Here is a 15,360-nt window from a genome sequence, read left to right on the forward strand (position 1 = left end):
GGAGGCTGCAAGTCAAATTTCCGGTTCAACCCGAAGCTGCTCTAGTGGAGTAAGGACTGCAGCCTGTTCAGCAGAACCGCCAGCCTGGCGGCTCAGCGCAAATAACAGCCATTGTTAATATCAAAAGTCGCCCCGGTGTAGGCCCGGGCTTTGCGGCTTAGCATAAAAACCACCGTATCGGCAATATCCTCCGCCAGCAGCGGTTCCGGGGTTAGTTGATGCTCCAGATATTCCTGCTGCCTCCAGGCCGGGATATGCCCCATCATCGGAGTACTGGTCATCGTCGGGGCAACTGCATTCACCCGGATATGAGGGGCAAAGTTCATGGCGCAGCTTTTGGTCAAGCCGAGAACAGCTGCCTTGGTTAAGCCATACACTGCATCTGAACTGCCTTCCTGACCGGAGACGGAGGCCATATTGACGATGACGCCTGTCTGCTTCCGGTCCAGCAGCAGCCGTCCGAACCCTTGCGAGAAATAGACGTACCCCTTGATGTTGATATCCAGTACCCTGCCGATATCCTCTGGCGTATATTCCAGCAGACTGCGCCCCAGATAGATGCCGGCATTATTGACCAGACCGCTAACCGCAGCATGTTCTTGCTGTATGTATGCGAAGAATTGCTCCACCTCGCTGTAATTGCTCACATCCACCCGGAAGGAGCAGAGCTTATCCGAAGCCGCCTCGGCCTTCAGTTCCTCAAGCCCCCGGCCATCCAGATCACAGGCAATCACTTCAGCACCTTCCTGGAGACTAAGCAAGACGATCGCCTTACCGATCCCCGAAGCGGCCCCGGTCACAATTATTTTCATTCCCTGCAGCATTCTTTAACACTCCCTCACCCTATATTCACCCAGGTAGAACCGGATTACTGAAACCGCAAATCCGCGACGCTGCCGGTCCGCTCAAACCCGATCGACTGATAGACCTTATTGGAATCCGGATTTGCGGCATCGGCATAGAGCATAGGCGTAATGCCCTTGCCCAGCAGTTCAGCACACAGCTCTGCTACAGCTGCACTCGCATATCCCTGCTTACGGCAGTCATGCGGAGTAAAGACTTCATTAATCCGGGCATACCTGGAGGACAGATGCGCCAGATTCGCCATGGATACAGGCCTGTCCTGTACCATCCACAGACGGAGTGTGCCGGATCCGGTAATGTCTCTGGCGTAGCCGAGGAAATTCTCCGGCGCATTATCAGTGCCGAACGCATCCTTCACGAAGCAGGCCAAATAATCTGCAATGACCGGAATATAACCAGCATCTGCCTGCAGCAGCTTACCGCTGACATTAGAGGGCTTCTGCACCTGCGGGCAATGATAGGCTTCCATTATCATATGGACATGATACAGCTTGCCGGTATTCTCACAATACGCCTCTGCGAACAGCCTGGCCGTCTCCGGAGCCCCGGTTACACCTGACAACCCAAGCTCCTTCACCCGCTCCCCGAGCTGCTTGACCAGTGCTCTGCGCTGCACAGCGTCCACTTCCGGTGAAATCCATAACCAGGGATTATACCCCTCCGTATGTGCGAAGATCAGCTCATCCTCGGCAGTCTTGAGCCGGAGCGATTCCGGGTTCCCGGTGATAAGGTGAATGAGATTATACTCCACTTCTTCCTGCAAGAACGCCTTGCTGTGCAGCACACGGTCATCCGGTTCGAAATTCACAAACATCCTGCTTCCCCCTTACTCTGACTTTTTCTTTCAATCATAATCCTCCCTCTGACAAAAATAAACAGTCCGCCACCGAAAATTTACCAGTGACGGACTGCATTATCGTATATCATTCACTTTTTCTTTTTACCCTTTGCCCCTTTGGGGTTAACGGCTTTCAGGCCTTCTTCATAAGTGTAGAGCACATTCTCTTCCAGCCGTTCGCCCTTCAGCACCTTGCGTACCAGACTTTTGGCTGATTTGGGAGTGATATCCCTGTACCATACGCCTTCCGGATATGAGATGACTACACACGCATCCGAACATCTTCCATTGCAGCGGGTTACAGTAGTATGGATCAGGGAGTTAGCCCCTTGCTTCCCGATTTCATCCTCTATCGCGTCAGCGACCTCTTCACCCTTGTGCTTCTTGCAGTCGCTTCCGTTACAGATCAGCAGATGGCTGACCGTCCCTTGCAGATTCCAGGTCGTCATAGAATTCCCGCTCCCCTCTAGTACAACAATACCCTCTTTGTCTGTCTCCTTAAACTCTACTTACCATTCAGAGGATCGTCAATAGCGGGAAAGGCTGTTATACTAGGTAATGAGAATGATTATCACCCAAGGAAAGAGTGACTCTGAACATGCATACACCGCATTCCGGCAGTTCATTGCCATATCCTCATAATTTTTATATCCCGGTGCGGATTACTGCACTGGACAAGCCCGCTTCTTACCTGGAGGATATCCGCCAGCCGCCCTCTTCCCTGCTGATTATAGTTACCGGAGGCAGCGGAATGATTGAGAGGGACGGAGAACGTACCCGTTTGTCCAGCGGCACTGCTGTATGCTGTGACAGCCCCGCACACCTCACCCTGCAGCACAGTCATAACCTGCAGGGTGTGTGGATCGAATATGTTGTCCTCCCCGGCACAAGCCATCGTTCCAGTCCGCTGAACAACGGTATACCGCTCCGCAGCTGTGCGCCATATATTTGCGCGATGGCGTCACGGCTGCTGAGCAGCTGGAACCAGCCGGAAGAGCATCGGCCCTTTGCATTGCAGCAGCTGTTCACTGAGCTGCTCACTGAACTCCATGGCAGTGCTGCTGAGAACACGGAGCCTGCGCGTCATTGGCTTGACCGGGTACTGCAATACATAGAGTTCCACTATAATGAAGATTTAACGAGAGGACAGGCTGCAGAGCTTGCCGGAGTTACTCCGGAGCATTTCTCCCGTGCTTTCCGCAAATCTACCGGGCAGACCTTTAATGAATATGTAACGCTGCTGCGCATCCGCAAAGCCCAGCAGCGCATTCTGACAGGAGCCCCCAACCTGAGCACCCTGGCGCTTGAGGTCGGTTATGGCGAAGGCACCTATCTAAGCCGCAAATTCAAGCAGGTCGTGGGGATATCTCCTGCAGCCTATCACCGCAAGAATAAATCCGTTGTATCGCTGAATTTCAATCACACGGCCAGCCTGCAGGCGCTTGAAGTTGTTCCCCGGCTCGGAGTATATTCCGCCTGGATGGAGAGGCTGCAGCCTGTTCCCTCCAAGCATAAGCTGCTAAATGAGGGAAGCGGCTCCACAGGTCTATATGAACGCTTGGTTTCTGCCCGGCCCGATGTAATTATCAGCTACTCCTTGCCTGACAGGAATAAGCAGCTGTTATCCGTAGCTCCGGTGATTGAAATCCCCTTCATGCAAATGGACTGGCGTGAGCAGTTCCGGCTCATTGCGGAGGTCACTGGCCGCAGGACTCAGGCTGAAGAATGGCTAAGTGTCTATGATGAACACTGCGTTCTCGCCAATCAGCAGCTCGACCGGCAGATCGGTACCCGGGGAACCGCAGTTGTCTGGGAGATTGGCAGAGACGCTGCTTATTGCTTCAGCAGCAGCTATGGCCATGGATCTCAGATTCTGTATAATGATCTTGGCTTCCGGCCCCCCGGCAGCCTTGTAAGCGAAGGTCTCATCCGCAAAGGTTATCTGGAGATTGCTTTCAGTGATGTCGCCAGTTATCCCGCAGATCATATATTTATTACCTGCAGCGCCGGAACAGCCAAGTTGCAGGAGCCGCTCCGTTCCTTTCTTCATCATGCAGTGGAGCAGGATAAGACTGCCTCTTCCGGCAGCAGGATCTATTTCCTGAATCAGCCTGCCATGTTCTACGGATTTGATCCGCTCTCCTCCGAAGCCCAGTTAAGGGTTCTCCTACAGGCGCTGACATCATAAATTTACATGCCTGAACATCACATTCAGCCATAGTGTAAACCGAGCAAAATCTGTAAAGTGTTATTGAGAATGATAATCGTTCTACATAAGGAGGCATACATCTTGATAAATCACTATTCAAACCCGAGTCCCCAGAAACATTGGATCTTCTTTCCTATGCTGCTGGCACTGATGCTTATAGCCTCAGCCTGTGGAAACAACACGTCCAATAACAGTACCGGTGGTGCTGCAGCTAATGCTACGGAAGCTCCCGCTTCGTCTCCGCAGCCGGAGACTGCAGCCGAAACAGCAGCTCCCGCCTTCAAAACAGTAACCACTGTAAATGGGGATATTGAAGTGCCGACCACACCGCAGCGGATTGTGGCCGAAGAGTATCTTGGCAGTCTGATTGCGCTGGATACGATCCCTGTCGGTGCTCCCGGACTGACGCTTGAGAATATGTATTACAAGGAATCACTTACCGGAGTCACGGATACCGGCACTTACGGAAAGATGTCACCGGAGAATATTATCGCCCTGAACCCGGACCTCATCATCTCCGGCAATGCGGACAGCTATGAGACCCTAAGCCAGATTGCCCCTACCGTCATTGTGCCGTACGGTGATCTGAAGGATGCCCACGCAGAGCTGACTTATTTCGGCAAGCTGCTAGGCAAGGAACAGGAAGCCGCAGACTGGCTGGCTGATTACGACAAGCGGATCGCTGCCGCCAAGGCCCGTGTAGATGCAGCGATCCCTGCCGATGCTACCTTCAGCATCCTGGAGCATGCCGACAAATCCACCTGGGTGTATGGCGACAACTTCGGACGGGGCGGACAGCCGATCTATCAGGCATTGGGACGCAAGCCGCCCACTGCAGTCGCTGCAGAGATCATGGAGAAGCAGTGGGCAGAATTATCCGCCGAGACGCTGGGTAAATATGCAGGTGATTATCTCGTCGTGACCGATAACACACAGACTGTAGAAGACTTCCAGGCAGATCCGATCTGGGGCAGCCTGCCAGCTGTCAAGAACGGGCATATCTATGTATGGAAAGAAGAACGTTCCTGGTATTATGATCCGATCGCCGTTCTGGCACAGACGGAAGAGCTGGCCGACTGGCTGACTTCCGGGCAATAAATGAATGATCATGAAGCTGTCTGGGCAGCCTTAACGGGCTCCCGGCAGCTTTTTTGTTGATTACTCATTCCATAAATGGAGATAATACCTGTAGCCCGCCTGCCCGGAACCGGCAAATCAGCTTGCGGAGCCTAAGGAGCATCCCCATGAAAATTCTCGGTATTTATGTCCTGTTAGCCGTCCTTACCTTGCTCTTAATTACATTGGTTGATGTACTATCCGGAGTCAGCCTGGCAACATCCATGCATTCTCTTTCTACAGTCTTCGCTACAACTACTCTGCAGGAATTGATATGTATGCTGATTTTCGGGGCGCTCCCTTTAATACAGGTGGTCGCCGGCGCCGTCAAACGCAGCCGCAGCCGCTGAAGGCGGACCTCTTAACGGTAAAGGCCGAATCTGCGCCGGATACGGTGAACAAGAAACAGCAGAAAAGGAATATACGCACAGAATACCGGCAGGATGTTCTCCAGAAAAACCTTCCCTTCACTCATATGCACCGGATAATTCTCCGCACTGACGAACGAGCTGAACAGCATGACCATCCCCGCCGGAATCACCAGTTTTTTGGAATCGCGGACCTTGAAGAGATCGGCAGTTACAGCCACAGCAGCATAGCAATAAACAGTCATCTTGAAGAACACCCCGATAATGAGTGTAAGCATAACAAGTGCATCCAGACGCTGGATGAAATTGGCTACATTCACGAGTGTGATGGTAGTAAACATCGGAAAGGTTGTCCGGCTGTAGAGGTTCTCTCCGAGCACTCCCATCTCAATGGCATGGGTGAAGCTAAGCAGTAAAGCGCTTAAGGTGATGGCCACGATGCCGGTTTTCTTAATCTTCCTTGATTTGTTAAAGTGCGGAAGTATAGTCGTGAAGCACACTACCTCCCCGAACGGAAAAATCCAAATGTTAGGGTAGGCAGAGCCCAGAGCTTCCCAGAGATCATTGATATGAATCGGTAACAGATTCTTAATCTCCACCAGTCCGGCAGCAATAACAATAAAAATACAGATCAATCCCATTACGATTATAATCCAGAAGAAAATCTCCGCCGTTCTGGCGAATACTTCGATTCCCTTGCTGAGGATGTATATCACCGCAATAATCATAATGGAGTCAATGATAAGAATCGGAGTTTTGTCGTATGAAGCTGAAATTAACAGGTCCCCCGCTTCACGCAGATTTCTGGAGCCGTTATAGAGCAGCACCGGGATAAACAGCAGGCCTACCAGCCAGCCTATCCAGGGGCCGAGAATCTTACGCGCATAGCCGCTGATGATCAGATCCGGGAACTGCAGGTACAGATGTGTAAACACAAGATAAAGCAGAATCCCCCCGGGGAGCGCCATCAGGATGGAGAGCCAGACCGCATGCCCGCTCTCCAGGCCCACCGGTACAACCAGCGCTGTTCCAAGCTCAAACAGAACAATCATCGCAAAAAGCTGACTGGGGCCGATCGCTTCTTTTCTCATAAATCTATTCACCTTATTTCTGCATAAAAAGCTGATTAATCCGGAGCAGAGTGATACGGCTTCAGACTCATTCCGGTACTGCGGATGTACGCTTCCACATGGAGGTCCAGCTTCCCTTGAGCGAAGATGTGGCCCCAATTCTTATCTAGTTGGGCCCAGCCTTTCGGATCGCTGCGTTTCAATTCATTCCCGAAGTTAAAAATATCGCTCTCCATCTGCTGTGCCATCTGCAAGGCCTGCTTCACTTCGTTACCAGTCTGCTTCTGCAGCTCCTGTTCTAGCTTCACAATTTCTTCCCGCTTGCTGAGATCGGAGTAGCCGTCCGTTTCATTCACAATGCCTTCCTCACTGATACTTACATGAAAGACCGGCAGGCCGTCCTGAATATCAATCTTCACCTTAGTTCTGGAATACACAATATTGACTGCAACTGAGTCTTTCTTATCTTCAGAATCGATATTGAGAATGGTTTCTTCAATCCGGTTAAGCAGCCATTCCGTACCCCGCGCTTCCGAATCATTCATCCAATAGACCAGCTTCCCCTCTCTAAAAGCGCCAAGTCCATGCATAACAGTTCCTGCCTGGGACACTGTCTGTTCCAGATTGGATTTCTTCATGCCTTCCGAAGTGTCGCCTTGAACTGACACCCCATTAATCGTCAAATCTCCTTCACCTGTTATGCCGTTAATGATATCGAATACATCGATCGTCCGGTTCTCTCCCCATAACCTGGAAGTATTCTGCGTCTTTTTGACCATGCCCAGGGAAGGGAGGCTTTCTATGGGTGTCAGTATCTTCAGCACTGAAGCGGCATCACTGTGATAGGCGACAAGTACTGCTGAATTCAGTCTCAGTTCATGCGAACGCTCAAAGATGTCAAACACCTCGTTGATCCCGCTACGGGCCAGGGACTCACCTAGAATAACAAGCTGGGTATGGGCAAAAAAAAGCTGCCTTGTCACCCGTTTGGACGCCCGCCGCAGAGCCCCGAATAAGGTCTTGTCGGTAGAGGATACGACTACAATAGAGGGCTGTCCGGTACTGGCACTAAAGCTCGATGCCGTTGATGATGGATTGACCAGCTGAAATGTCACCTTGAATTCATTAGTTTCCGGAACCAGATCAATACCGATGCCGCTTACGATAGCCAGGTCATTCAATTCTCTGCTGTTCCAGCAGCCAGTCAGCATCAGCACAATGACTCCAATAGAAACCATGCGCATGACGCCCCTAATGTTCATAGGATTTCCTCTTTGCCGTTTTTTTTCCGGGGGCTGTGGAGCCATTGCCCTTGTTCAGCAGCCGTTTGCGGATCTTCATGAACGTTATAGGGGAGCGGAGAAAGGTATCCTTCTGATTCTCCGGCACAAACGGTCCCAGAGGCGACATATAAGGCACTCCAAGGGAGCGCAGGCTGCACATGTGGGCAATCAGCATGATTGTAAAGATGGCGATTCCATACAGCCCCATAAAGGCGGCGATGACCATGATGACAAACCGCAGCATCCGGATAGAGAGTGCCATATTGAATGCTGGAGTGGCGAAGCTGGAGATACCTGTAAGCGAGACGACAATAACCATGGCCGGAGAAACAATTCCCGCCTGAACCGCCGCAGTCCCAAGCACGAGCCCGCCGATAATGGAGACGGTCTGCCCGATTGGCGAAGGCATGCGGACACCCGCTTCACGGATAATCTCAAAGGTAATCTCCATCATTAGGGCTTCGACGAAAGCAGGAAAAGGCACACCTTCCCGCTGTGAAGCCAGATTGATCAGCAGCGGTGTCGGAATCATCTCCTGATGGAAATTAAGCGCCGCCACGAAGATTGCAGGCCCATATAAAGAGATAAGCAGGCACAGGAACCGCAGCAGCCGGATCAGTGTTGAGATATCGTAGCGCTGATAGTAATCCTCCACCGTATGAAAGAACATAAAGAAGGTGGTCGGGGCAATCAGCACAAACGGAGTGCCGTCGACAAAGATAGCAATCCGTCCGTCCAGCAGGTTTCCCGCCACACTGTCCGGGCGCTCTGTGTTATACAGTGTCGGAAATGGAGAATATTTGTTATCTTCAATAATCTGCTCAATGTAGCCTGATTCCAGAATTGAATCCACCTTAATTTCCTGAAGCTTTTTTTTGAACACCTGAATCGTTTCCTGGTCGGCAATGCCATTGATATACATAATAGTGATATCGGTGTGGGTCACATCGCCCAGCTTCATCGTTTCGGTCCAGAGATCGGGATTCTTGATGATTTTGCGGACCAGGGCGATATTGGTACTGATAGTCTCCGTGAAGCTTTCCTTCGAGCCGCGGATCGCCACTTGAGTCGATGCCTCGGATACCGGTCTGACCTCACCGCCGCAGGTGCTTCCGCTCACCGCTTCACTTAGTCCGTCAACCAGAATAATGGTGTCCCCCGACAGCAGCGCTTCCAGCAGTCCATTAATATCTTGAACCAGCTTCTCCTTACCAATGCTTAGTGCATTGTCTTTGATATAGGAATACACATCGGCCGTTGTTGCTGCAAGCAATATATCGTCATTCAAAGATTCGAAGGACATCACATGTGAAATGAAATGATCAACCATCTCTCTGTCCGTAATGCCAATCATATATACCGCAGCTACCCGGGCTGTTCTATTGATCAGTTCGTAAGTACGTATGATAAGATCCGGGCTGTTCCCCAGCCTGGCTTTGATTTGAGTAATATTCTCTTCCAGATCAGGGGAGATAGGCGGATTGTGAAGTTGCCCGCCCGTGCTGTCCACCGTTTGTGCGGCCTGTCTGGATTCTTTGGTTGTCTTATCCATAATCAGCACCTCCTGCACTTACTATTCGCCTGCTATCCTTTTTTTATGCAGCTTATGGAATGTGTGAGGAAGCCTGCTCCACCCGAAAAAAGGCTGCTCCCACCACGGAATTTCCCGTGTTAGGAACAGCCTGTATGAATTGAGTCTAGTGATCATCAACGACGCCAAGCGCCTTATTTTTCTCCTTAAACCGGTCATTATGAGAGGAGACGTAAGCCACCTTCTCTGCACTCGGGTCCATGAACAGCTTCGCGCTGTTGAGGGCAAGCACTGCATCCGTGAACGTTCCGGCAATCAATCTGACCTTGCTGTCATAATCTACGAAGTCTCCTGCGGCAAAGATACCCGGCAGATTCGTTTCAAGCCTGTTGCTGACCTTAGCCCACCATTCCCCCATATCCAGACCCCAGTCCTTCAGCGGACCAAAATCACTCTTGAGCCCGTGGTTTACAATCACTGCATCCACCTCAAGCTGCTCACTCTCACCGGATTCAATATGGCTGACCGTGACCTGGTCAATCTGCTCTCCATTGCTGCTGTGCAGCTGGCTCACCGCAAACGGCACACGCACATCCACGGAAGATGCCTTCATCCGGGCGATATTCTTCTCATGGCCGCCGAACCGCTCCCGGCGGTGCACGATGGTCACGCTGGCGGCAATCCCCTCCAGTTCATTCGCCCAGTCTACGGCGGAGTCGCCGCCGCCCGAGATCAGAACCCGCTTGCCGCGGAACGGTTCCAGCTCCTGCACCGTATAGTGCAGGTTCGTCACTTCATAGCGGTCTGCGCCTTCAATCTCCAGCTTCGCCATCTGCAGAATGCCGTACCCGATGGTGAGAATAACAGTACGGGTCCAGTGCTGCTCACCGGTCGCTGAAGTCAAGATATAAGTTCCGTCCTCCTGGCGCGCCTGATGCACAATCTGCTGCCCGAACACAATGGTGGGATCGAAGGTCCGCGCCTGCTCCGCCAGCTGGTCTATCAGCTTACGGCAGAGAGTCGGTGTAACACCTCCGACATCCCAGATCATTTTCTCGGGATAGATAAGCATTCGTCCGCCCAGCTCTTCCTTCGCTTCAATCAGCTTCGTCTTCAAATCTCTCATTCCGCTATAAAAAGCCGTATACATTCCTGCGGGGCCACCGCCAATAATCGTCACATCATATAATTCCATGGATTCGTTCATTTGTTTCCCTCCAGCTTCTAGGTGTATTTAAGATTTGGTCCGGGCCAGCAAATACAGAAAGTAAGGAGCGCCGATAACGGCAACAACAATACCGGTAGGAATCTCCGACGGCTGCAGAATCCGGCGGCCAATCGTATCGGCAGTGATGACGAGCAGCGCGCCGAGCAGCGCTGAAGCGGGAAGCATCAGCTGATGTTTCGGTCCCACGAGCCTTCTGGCCAAATGCGGGCCGACCAGTCCGACGAAACCAATCCCTCCGCTTACCGCTACGCTTGAGGCGGCAAGTCCGACCGCCGCTGCCAGCAGACGGAACTGCTCTCTGGTTACATGGGCACCAAGACCGGTAGCCGTCTGCTCGCCCAGATTAAGCACATTCATTACCCTTGCCTTATAGATGACGTAAGGCAGGAGAATTACAATCCAGGGAAGCAGGGACAATACAAATTTCCAGCTGGTGCCCCAGATGCTGCCCGCCAGCCAGGTAGCGACGAATTGATATTTGTCCGGATCAAGGCGAAGCGTCAGCACAATCATCGCTGCACTCATCCCTGCCGCAACTGCGACACCGGTGAGCAGCAGACGGATCGGCGCAATTCCCTGATGCCGCTTATAGGCCAGGCTGTAGATCAATGCGGCAGTGAATGCCGCCCCGACGAACGCAACTACCGGAAGCAGGTAGACAGGTGCTGCAGATGTCGTCGGATAGAAGGACACCATCAGCATGACCATCAGCCCGGCTCCGGCATTAATGCCGAGAATCCCCGGATCAGCCAGATCATTGCGGAAGACCCCCTGCATCACCGCACCGGAAACAGCGAGTGCGGCTCCTATCAGTATGGAAATTACAATACGCGGTAAGCGGAATTGGAACAGGATCAATTCCTGCTTGTCCGTCCCCTTACCGAATAAGGTATTCAGCAGCTCAAGCGGAGTTAAACGTATGTATCCTGTATTCACGCTTATAATGAACATGATAACAATTAATGCAGCCAGCACACCAAGCACATTCAGACCATGCTTACGCCTTGCTTCTTCAAAGGAAATCACCTTGGTTCTCTGCATCTTTACAGCTCCCTTCTTTCTTTACGGGCCAGATACAGGAAGAAAGGTACCCCGATCAGCGAGATAATTGCTCCAACTGGCGTTTCATGCGGCGGGTTGATCATCCGGGCCGTCAGATCCGCTCCGACCACGAGCAATGCACCCAGCACGGCGGAGCAGGGAATAATCCATCTGTAATCCACACCTACAAGATAACGTGTCAGATGGGGAATAATCAGCCCGACAAACCCTACGGCCCCTACTACAGCTACCGAAGCACCTGCCAGAATCAGAACGATTAGTGCCCCGGCTAATTTGACCAGACCGGTTCGCTGTCCAAGTCCTCTGGCGATATCCTCACCCAGACTAAGCATCGTAATGGAACGGGAGAGGACAATGGCTCCGATGATTGCTGCAATCACCCAGGGAGACATGACCTGCAGCTGGAACCATTTCGTTCCGGCCAAGCCGCCTGCATACCAGAAGGCGAGGTCTTGTCCGATTTTGAAATACAGTGCCACACCTTCACTGAGTGCTGAGAGCAGCGCACTGAATGCGGCTCCCGCCAGCACAAGCCGGGCCGGGGTAAGTCCGCCCTTCGCCAGTGAACCGATTCCGTAGACAATACCTGCTCCCGCTCCGGCCCCGATGAAGGAATATAGAATAAGATACATAAACGACAAATTCGGAAAAAAAGCAAAGCAGACCGCCAGCGCAAATCCCGCTCCCGAGTTAATGCCCATCAGCCCCGAATCCGCAAGCGGATTGCGGGTCATCCCCTGCATGATGGCTCCGGCCACTGCGAAGCTGGCTCCGACCATCACTCCCCCGAGAACCCGCGGCAGCCGGAGCTCGCGGATAATCTGATGCTCTGTAATATCCGGATTGAAGTGAAAAACTGCTGTCCAAACGACAGAAAGCTTAATATCTGCTGCCCCAAACGATACTGAAACAGCGATGCCCAGCGCCAGCGCAATCAAACCGCCAATAAGGATCAGCGTTGCCGCCCAAGGGCGCGAACGCAGTTTGAGCGGTTCTGCTCTCTGATCAAGCCCATTCCTGGACACTGCCTGTTGATTCATGACTGTCACCCGTTTTCTGTGAAATTGATTCTCATTATCATTGTAATATTGTAAATGAATTTGTCACTGTTTGGCAATGGACAAATATAAACCTGTACATAGAAAGTCTCTAATCATCCATTTCGCGATGGATGCGCGGCATAAAAAAAGACAACCTTTATCCTAAATACATCCGCAGGGGGATGTATCTGGAGGGTCAGGTTGCCGTGTTCACTTGCTGTTGAATAGGCGGAAATGTCCGGAGTTCAGCACTATACATTCTGCAGCGTACCGCCGAATAGTCTGCGGATATATCCCTGCAGCTTGCCGATATGCGGCACGAAGTTGCTTTTGTCATACACATAATTGGACTGGCTTACCAGCTGCGAATAGATCAGAAACAGAATAGCTGCAAGCTCCCGGTCAATCTGCTTCTCATGCTCGATCAGCAGATACGTTTCATCCAGCGCCTCGTATAGCTGAAGCAGGGCAGCTTCATTAATGCTTTTGCGGCGCAGCGGTACAATAATATCCGTGGCAATAGCGTCAATCCGCAGAATTAAGGCTGCCAGTCTCTCGTTCACGCGTTCTCCCTCCTGCTGTGACGGAATGGTTAAAGCGCTTGCTTAATACCATCCTATGTCAGCCGGACCTTGAGCATGCCTTGAGCGGCTGGAACAGATTCTGCCTGTGCTATGTAATTCTTCTTACCTTGTGTATTCCTCGTACTCATCTTTCTGGTTATGCCGCGAATACATGTACTCATCATTCTTCAGCTTATACATTTGCCCCATCCCGCCAAATATAAACAGCAGCACTACAAGCAGTGTATAGGCATAAGTGAATTGATTGAAATAGAAGCAAAGCACAACCGCCGCTATAATCAGCAGCAGCAGTCCGAGACCTATCCGGCTTAAGATTTTTCTCATCAGGGATTCCTCCGCAGAAATTTTAGTCTTACTGTACCATGTTCTGCGGGCGGATGATGTCGAAAGCTGGCACTATACACACAGGGGATGTCCCTGGCAGCCGCCTCCTGGCTCCGGGACATCCCCTGTTATCCTTCTTAATCTTTTATAATAATTTGGAGATCACCGTTCCGGCGAGCAGCTGGCCGAGCGTCTTATCCAGCGGCAGCGGCTTGTTGCCGAGGCAGGTTCTGAGCGCTGTCAGCAGCACGCGTACATCATACTTACTCGGATGGATGGGAATCACTTCTTTTTCCAGCGCCAAAAGATTGTACACTGCCATCATCGCGGAGCGGACCGAATATTCCACGGTAAAGACGCAGTCGTCCGGAACTTCGGCGAACTGGCCGAGAAAGGCCAGATTGGTGCTGCCCTGCGGAACCACCTGCGGACGGTCTCCTGCCACACGCGGCATAAACTGTGATGTGATATAAGGCATCATGCAGGGAATAACGTTGGTTGTATGCTCCAGAATCTCCGGAATGCGGTTCTTCAGACCGATATGGTACATCAGCTCTTCCAGAAGCTCGCGTCCGGTACAATCGCTCATTTTCTTCTTGATGTAGTTGCCTTCGGCATCCGGGAACAATCCATAGGCCCAGAGCACCTTCACATTATCGGGCTGGTTGATGAAATGCGGCTGCTTCGGTGCGGTCCAGGACATCATCCAATTGGAGTCCTTGATGGTCACTACGCCGCCCATACCCGGAGCATCTCCCGTCAGCTCCAGCAGATATGGGAATACAATATCGTCGTCCGTAAAGGTCATCGTAAACGACAGCCACTTGGACTTGTCGATATCCCCGCAGAACACTTCCGGGTGGCCGAAATCCGGGGATTTGGCGGCAAGCTTCTCCCAGAGGCTCCAGCAGCCGCGTTCCGTAACAGAGCGGTTCAAGATCGCCGGATGGTCCAGATCGCCCAGGGTAGAATTCTCTGTCATCGAACCATTGGTGACCATGACCAGATCTCCGCGTGCTGTTGAGATGGTTTTTGGCGATCCGTTTACGAGCAGCTGAATAGCGGTTACGGTTTTCTCCCCGCCGGTGAAATCAAGCTCCAGATCTGTAACCTGATGGCCTTTGTCGAAATTGACCCCCTGGCTTTCCAGCCACTTCATCAGAGGAAGAATCAGTGAATCGAACTGGTTATATTCGGTGTGCAGGATCCCCTTCAGCTGGTTCATCCCGGAGATCAGGTGCATGAAGCGTTCCATGTAACGCTTCACCTCAACTACGCTATGCCAATTCTCGAAGGCGAACATAGAGCGCCAGAAATACCAGAAATTCGTCTCCAGGAAGGTCGGGTCAAAAAACTGCTCAATCGTCACCGCCCCGAGTCTTTCTTCGGTCGCCAGGGTCAGCTTGCCCAATTGCAGCGCATGCGCAGTGGAGAGTCCCAGCGTTGAGAAATCGGCGGGCTGTCCTTCCTTTTCTACCAGACGGCAGTGGGATTCGATCGGTTCTGCCAGGTTCAGCTCACGGAATTCATCCAGCACTGTCCGGTCCGGATTGGTTAATGAGGGAATGAAGCCGAACAGCTCCATGAAGCATTCAAAGTGCTCTTCGATCTCGCGTCCGCCGCGGGCACTGTAGCCGTCCTTCGCGTTCCCCGCCCCGTCCATTGAACCGCCATAGATCGCCGATTGCTCGAGGATATGAATATTCCGTCCCGGCATATGGCCGTCACGGATCAGGAAAGCAGCTGCCGACAACGAGCCGATCCCCCCTCCTATGAGATATGCCTTACGTGAAGCGATGCCTTCCTGTACCAGCGGATGAATTCTTTGATATGTACCCATATG

15 protein-coding genes are annotated in these 15,360 nt (G+C 52.0%); 3 read left to right on the forward strand and 12 right to left on the reverse strand.

The window, feature by feature from the left end:
• Positions 1–92: 92 nt before the first annotated feature.
• The 3 genes from PBOR_RS22775 to PBOR_RS22785 all read right to left on the reverse strand — a co-directional run bounded on the left by PBOR_RS22775 (position 93) and on the right by PBOR_RS22785 (position 2,151).
• The gene (locus tag PBOR_RS22775; protein WP_042215647.1) at positions 93–824 is read right to left on the reverse strand and encodes an SDR family NAD(P)-dependent oxidoreductase; all 732 of its coding nucleotides are present in this window, start codon (positions 822–824) and stop codon (positions 93–95) included.
• 44 nt (positions 825–868) lie between these two features.
• The gene (locus PBOR_RS22780; protein ID WP_042215649.1) at positions 869–1,678 is read right to left on the reverse strand and encodes a GNAT family N-acetyltransferase; all 810 of its coding nucleotides are present in this window, start codon (positions 1,676–1,678) and stop codon (positions 869–871) included.
• Between the two features lie 113 nt (positions 1,679–1,791).
• Positions 1,792–2,151 (reverse strand): (2Fe-2S) ferredoxin domain-containing protein, encoded by a 360-nt coding sequence (locus PBOR_RS22785; RefSeq protein WP_042215652.1) that lies wholly within the window; start codon positions 2,149–2,151, stop codon positions 1,792–1,794.
• Between the two features lie 149 nt (positions 2,152–2,300).
• On the opposite strand from PBOR_RS22785, the gene PBOR_RS22790 reads away from it, so the two are divergent.
• The 3 genes from PBOR_RS22790 to PBOR_RS22800 all read left to right on the forward strand — a co-directional run bounded on the left by PBOR_RS22790 (position 2,301) and on the right by PBOR_RS22800 (position 5,377).
• The gene (locus PBOR_RS22790) at positions 2,301–3,890 is read left to right on the forward strand and encodes a helix-turn-helix domain-containing protein (RefSeq protein ID WP_042215654.1); all 1,590 of its coding nucleotides are present in this window, start codon (positions 2,301–2,303) and stop codon (positions 3,888–3,890) included.
• 102 nt (positions 3,891–3,992) lie between these two features.
• Positions 3,993–5,009, forward strand: a complete 1,017-nt coding sequence (locus tag PBOR_RS22795; RefSeq protein ID WP_425415501.1) for an ABC transporter substrate-binding protein — start codon at positions 3,993–3,995, stop codon at positions 5,007–5,009.
• A gap of 146 nt (positions 5,010–5,155) precedes the next feature.
• Positions 5,156–5,377, forward strand: coding sequence for a YczF family membrane protein (locus tag PBOR_RS22800; RefSeq protein ID WP_042215656.1), 222 nt, complete (start codon positions 5,156–5,158; stop codon positions 5,375–5,377).
• 11 nt (positions 5,378–5,388) lie between these two features.
• Here PBOR_RS22800 and PBOR_RS22805 read toward each other — a convergent pair whose 3' ends face one another.
• The 9 genes from PBOR_RS22805 to PBOR_RS22845 all read right to left on the reverse strand — a co-directional run bounded on the left by PBOR_RS22805 (position 5,389) and on the right by PBOR_RS22845 (position 15,357).
• Complete coding sequence (locus PBOR_RS22805) at positions 5,389–6,486, reverse strand: GerAB/ArcD/ProY family transporter (protein WP_042215658.1); 1,098 nt, start codon at positions 6,484–6,486, stop codon at positions 5,389–5,391.
• A 35-nt stretch (positions 6,487–6,521) separates the two neighbouring features.
• Complete coding sequence (locus PBOR_RS22810; RefSeq protein WP_042215660.1) at positions 6,522–7,727, reverse strand: Ger(x)C family spore germination protein; 1,206 nt, start codon at positions 7,725–7,727, stop codon at positions 6,522–6,524.
• Complete coding sequence (locus PBOR_RS22815) at positions 7,717–9,300, reverse strand: spore germination protein (protein WP_081972147.1); 1,584 nt, start codon at positions 9,298–9,300, stop codon at positions 7,717–7,719. The genes PBOR_RS22810 and PBOR_RS22815 overlap by 11 nt, the downstream gene beginning before the upstream one ends.
• 145 nt (positions 9,301–9,445) lie before the next feature.
• Positions 9,446–10,486 carry an NAD(P)/FAD-dependent oxidoreductase gene (locus tag PBOR_RS22820; RefSeq protein ID WP_042215662.1) on the reverse strand — a complete coding sequence of 347 codons (1,041 nt, stop codon included), beginning with the start codon at positions 10,484–10,486 and terminating at the stop codon, positions 9,446–9,448.
• Positions 10,487–10,513: 27 nt separating this feature from the next.
• Positions 10,514–11,548: a FecCD family ABC transporter permease gene (locus tag PBOR_RS22825; protein WP_042215664.1), complete on the reverse strand. Its 1,035-nt coding sequence runs from the start codon at positions 11,546–11,548 to the stop codon at positions 10,514–10,516.
• A 2-nt stretch (positions 11,549–11,550) separates the two neighbouring features.
• Positions 11,551–12,609, reverse strand: coding sequence for a FecCD family ABC transporter permease (locus tag PBOR_RS22830; RefSeq protein WP_042215667.1), 1,059 nt, complete (start codon positions 12,607–12,609; stop codon positions 11,551–11,553).
• A 251-nt stretch (positions 12,610–12,860) separates the two neighbouring features.
• Positions 12,861–13,172 (reverse strand): hypothetical protein, encoded by a 312-nt coding sequence (locus tag PBOR_RS22835; RefSeq protein ID WP_042215668.1) that lies wholly within the window; start codon positions 13,170–13,172, stop codon positions 12,861–12,863.
• Between the two features lie 123 nt (positions 13,173–13,295).
• The gene (locus PBOR_RS22840) at positions 13,296–13,517 is read right to left on the reverse strand and encodes a hypothetical protein (protein WP_039300264.1); all 222 of its coding nucleotides are present in this window, start codon (positions 13,515–13,517) and stop codon (positions 13,296–13,298) included.
• Positions 13,518–13,662: 145 nt separating this feature from the next.
• A complete protein-coding gene (locus PBOR_RS22845) occupies positions 13,663–15,357 on the reverse strand; it encodes an oleate hydratase (RefSeq protein ID WP_042215671.1) in 1,695 nt (564 codons plus the stop codon).
• Positions 15,358–15,360 lie beyond the last annotated feature (3 nt).

This window comes from Paenibacillus borealis, from assembly GCF_000758665.1.
In the GTDB taxonomy this organism is placed as follows: domain Bacteria; phylum Bacillota; class Bacilli; order Paenibacillales; family Paenibacillaceae; genus Paenibacillus_AQ; species Paenibacillus_AQ borealis.

What these genes read in the sequence shown, in the direction of transcription:
- PBOR_RS22775 (WP_042215647.1), bottom strand. Translation starts at nt 824, where the DNA reads ATGCTGCAGGGAATGAAAATAATTGTGACCGGGGCCGCTTCGGGGATC.
- PBOR_RS22780 (WP_042215649.1), bottom strand. Translation starts at nt 1,678, where the DNA reads ATGTTTGTGAATTTCGAACCGGATGACCGTGTGCTGCACAGCAAGGCG.
- PBOR_RS22785 (WP_042215652.1), bottom strand. Translation starts at nt 2,151, where the DNA reads ATGACGACCTGGAATCTGCAAGGGACGGTCAGCCATCTGCTGATCTGT.
- PBOR_RS22790 (WP_042215654.1), top strand. Translation starts at nt 2,301, where the DNA reads ATGCATACACCGCATTCCGGCAGTTCATTGCCATATCCTCATAATTTT.
- PBOR_RS22800 (WP_042215656.1), top strand. Translation starts at nt 5,156, where the DNA reads ATGAAAATTCTCGGTATTTATGTCCTGTTAGCCGTCCTTACCTTGCTC.
- PBOR_RS22805 (WP_042215658.1), bottom strand. Translation starts at nt 6,486, where the DNA reads ATGAGAAAAGAAGCGATCGGCCCCAGTCAGCTTTTTGCGATGATTGTT.
- PBOR_RS22810 (WP_042215660.1), bottom strand. Translation starts at nt 7,727, where the DNA reads ATGAACATTAGGGGCGTCATGCGCATGGTTTCTATTGGAGTCATTGTG.
- PBOR_RS22815 (WP_081972147.1), bottom strand. Translation starts at nt 9,300, where the DNA reads ATGGATAAGACAACCAAAGAATCCAGACAGGCCGCACAAACGGTGGAC.
- PBOR_RS22820 (WP_042215662.1), bottom strand. Translation starts at nt 10,486, where the DNA reads ATGAACGAATCCATGGAATTATATGATGTGACGATTATTGGCGGTGGC.
- PBOR_RS22825 (WP_042215664.1), bottom strand. Translation starts at nt 11,548, where the DNA reads ATGCAGAGAACCAAGGTGATTTCCTTTGAAGAAGCAAGGCGTAAGCAT.
- PBOR_RS22830 (WP_042215667.1), bottom strand. Translation starts at nt 12,609, where the DNA reads ATGAATCAACAGGCAGTGTCCAGGAATGGGCTTGATCAGAGAGCAGAA.
- PBOR_RS22840 (WP_039300264.1), bottom strand. Translation starts at nt 13,517, where the DNA reads ATGAGAAAAATCTTAAGCCGGATAGGTCTCGGACTGCTGCTGCTGATT.
- PBOR_RS22845 (WP_042215671.1), bottom strand. Translation starts at nt 15,357, where the DNA reads ATGGGTACATATCAAAGAATTCATCCGCTGGTACAGGAAGGCATCGCT.